Below are 2,587 nucleotides of genomic sequence, written 5' to 3'. Positions count from 1 at the left end.
GACGGCGAACCGGCCGGTGGCCGGGTCGCCCTCGGAGAGGGTGTAGGCGCGCTGGAATTCGGTCCCGGACCCGTCCGGGTCCGGGAACCAGAACCGCAGCCACGCGGTGGGCTCGACGGCCGCGTCCTCGAACAGCGTCGGCGACACCATCCGTATCCGCACGAAGTGCGGCGCGATCCGCACCACCTCCAGCACGGTCGCGGTGTGGTCCCGCGCGCCCAGGCCGCGCAGCACCGCGCCCTGCAGCCCGCGCGCCATCAACGATCCCGTCTCACGGGCCGGTCTCCGCCCCGGATGCGCCGGCGCCGCGCTCGCACGGCATCTCCCACTCGACAAGCCACCGTGACAAACTAAGGGTTGCCTTACCGATGGTCAACCGCGTCGGCGGCCGGCTCACAGCGCCGACGCCAGGGCGCTGAGCATGTCGCTGGGGGCTCCGGGGTCGAACAGGGCGGCCAGATCCGGGACGTCGCCTCCCGGGACGGCGGCTACGTCGGCGGCCGGGCTGAGGCCCTGCAGGTCGGCCGTCCCCACGGTCAGCGCGTCGGCGATCTCCCGGGGCCAGGTGACCAGCAGGCTGTCCAACGTTCCGCCGGCGCTGAGCAGGCCGATGAACGGCTGGTCGCTGCCGGGCGCCTGGTAGCCGTTGAGCAGGGCGTCGGCCAGGTGGGCGGGTGCGTCGGCGAGGGCGACGAGCGCGCCCTGGCTGTTGCCGCCGGCCAGATCGGCCTGGACGTGGTCGAGGACGTCCGAGAACTCGAAGCCGACACCGAGCAGCGGCTCGGTGAACGCCTTGTCGACGGCCTTGACGACGTCGTACAGGCCCATCGGACCGAACAGGTCGGTCGCCACGCTGGTGACGTTCTGCAGCATCATCTCGGGGATGGTGGCGATCGGGGCCAGCGGCTTGATCATGGCCGCCAGGCTGTCCAGGAACAAGACCTCGACATCGCTGAACGCGTGCACCGGGTCGCCGTCCTGCAGGCTGGTCAGCACCGCCTGCGGCAGGTCGAGCAGGCCCGGTACGTCGGGGTGGGTGAAACCGTGGAGCATCTGGTCCCACCCCGCGACGAGTCCGGCGAACCCGGAGGTGATGGTCTTGACCGAACCGTCGGCGTCAAAACCGATCGGCACGTCGTCCATGCCGATGACCAGCTGGGCGTAATCCCGCACGTTGTCGCCGATCTGGGTCAGCGCCGCGAACGGTTGCGCCGCGAACTCGTGCTGCAGGGTGTCGAGATTCTGCTCGGCGGTGGTGAGCACGTCGGACCAGTCCAGGCCGGCGCCGGCGACCAGCTGCACCGCGCGGTGCTGGAGCCGAGCGGCCGCCGGGGCGGTCGGGCCGGCCGCCAGCAACCCGGCGCCTGCCATCGCGAGGCCGGCGACCGCCACCCGGCCGAGCCGGTTCGCCGGGCGCAGGCCCGCGGTCTCGGGGCCTGCGGCATTCGATTCGGCGGTGAGCTGCACGGTCGGATCTCCTTAACTTTTGTTGCGCGGTGCGCGTGAGCGACCTGGGGCCGTCTTCGGTGCAACACAAGTTACCCCCGTCCCGCCCGATTTACAAAGGGTTGCCTAACCTAAAAAATGTGTCGTTTCTCATGTCGGCGCGGGGTGCGGCCGGATAGGTTAGTGCACCCTCACTCCGGTAGGCTCGCTGGCCGACATGACTGACGCCGCACCGGTCCTGCACCGGGAAATCACCGACGGCCTGGCCGGGCAGGTCCGCGCCGTACCGGCGCCGCCGGCGCCGCAGCTGGCCGCGCCGTTCGGCATCCGGCCGGTGCAGCCGGACCGCGACGCGGCGACGATCGCCGAGTGGATGAACCGGCCGCATCTGGTCCGGGCATGGGAGTCGGACTGGCCGGTTGGGCGTTGGCACCGCTACCTGCGCGCCCAGTTGGCCGGGGCCTACTCCCGACCGTTTCTGGTCAGCCTGCGTGGCATCGACCACGGCTACGTCGAGGTCTACCGGGCGGCCAAGGACTCGATCGCCGGTTGCTATGATGCCGACCCGCACGACCTGGGGCTGCACGCGGCGATCGCCGACCTGGCGGTCGTCAACCGGGGGATCGGCCCGCTGCTGCTGCCCCGGCTGGTGGCCAGCCTGTTCGCCCGGGAGCCGGACTGCCGGCGGGTGATGTTCGACCCCGACCACCGCAACGTCGCCGCGCGGCGGCTCTGCGAGTTCGCCGGCTGCGTCTTCCTCGGCGAGCACGACATGGCCAACCGGCGGATGGCGCTGTATGCGCTGGCCCGCCCCGAGCCGGACCCGGGTCAGTCGGCGGCGCCGAACAGCTCGGCGTAGCCGTCGTGGTCGGGCCGCATCCCGGCGGCCACCAGCTCCCAGAGCACCTCGTCGGTGCCGCCGCCCACCCGGGCCAGCTTCATATCCCGCCACCAGCGGCCCAGCGGCGTCTCGTCGACCAGGTAGCCCGAACCGCCGAAGATGTGCATGCATTCGCCGAGTACCTCCTCGCCGAGCCGGGCGGCGGTGACCTTCACCGCCGCGGCGGCGCGCAGGTCCAGCCGGCCGGCCGCGGCGATCCCGGCCAGCCCGTGGGCCAGCAGGTCCACCCGGGCCTGCAGG

At 72.0% G+C, this 2,587-nt stretch carries 3 protein-coding genes and 1 pseudogene; 1 reads left to right on the top strand and 3 read right to left on the bottom strand.

Annotation, left to right across the window (positions count from 1 at the left end):
* Both AC2VNT_RS03850 and AC2VNT_RS03845 read right to left on the bottom strand, forming a co-directional pair.
* Positions 1 to 258 (bottom strand): annotated as a pseudogene (locus AC2VNT_RS03850) (iron ABC transporter permease); the annotation flags it as partial.
* Between the two features lie 135 nt (positions 259 to 393).
* Entirely contained in the window at positions 394 to 1,467 is a 1,074-nt protein-coding gene (locus AC2VNT_RS03845; RefSeq protein ID WP_486945594.1) for a hypothetical protein, read from the bottom strand.
* 196 nt (positions 1,468 to 1,663) lie between these two features.
* On the opposite strand from AC2VNT_RS03845, the gene AC2VNT_RS03840 reads away from it, so the two are divergent.
* A complete protein-coding gene (locus AC2VNT_RS03840) occupies positions 1,664 to 2,305 on the top strand; it encodes a GNAT family N-acetyltransferase (RefSeq protein WP_486945593.1) in 642 nt (213 codons plus the stop codon).
* Here AC2VNT_RS03840 and AC2VNT_RS03835 read toward each other — a convergent pair.
* On the bottom strand, positions 2,275 to 2,587 hold a 313-nt coding region (locus AC2VNT_RS03835), incomplete at its 5' end, for an acyl-CoA dehydrogenase family protein (RefSeq protein ID WP_486945592.1). The genes AC2VNT_RS03840 and AC2VNT_RS03835 overlap by 31 nt on opposite strands.

It is taken from the genome of Mycobacterium sp. TH-M15 (assembly GCF_057473705.1).
This window is presented reverse-complemented; position numbering and strand designations above follow the sequence as displayed.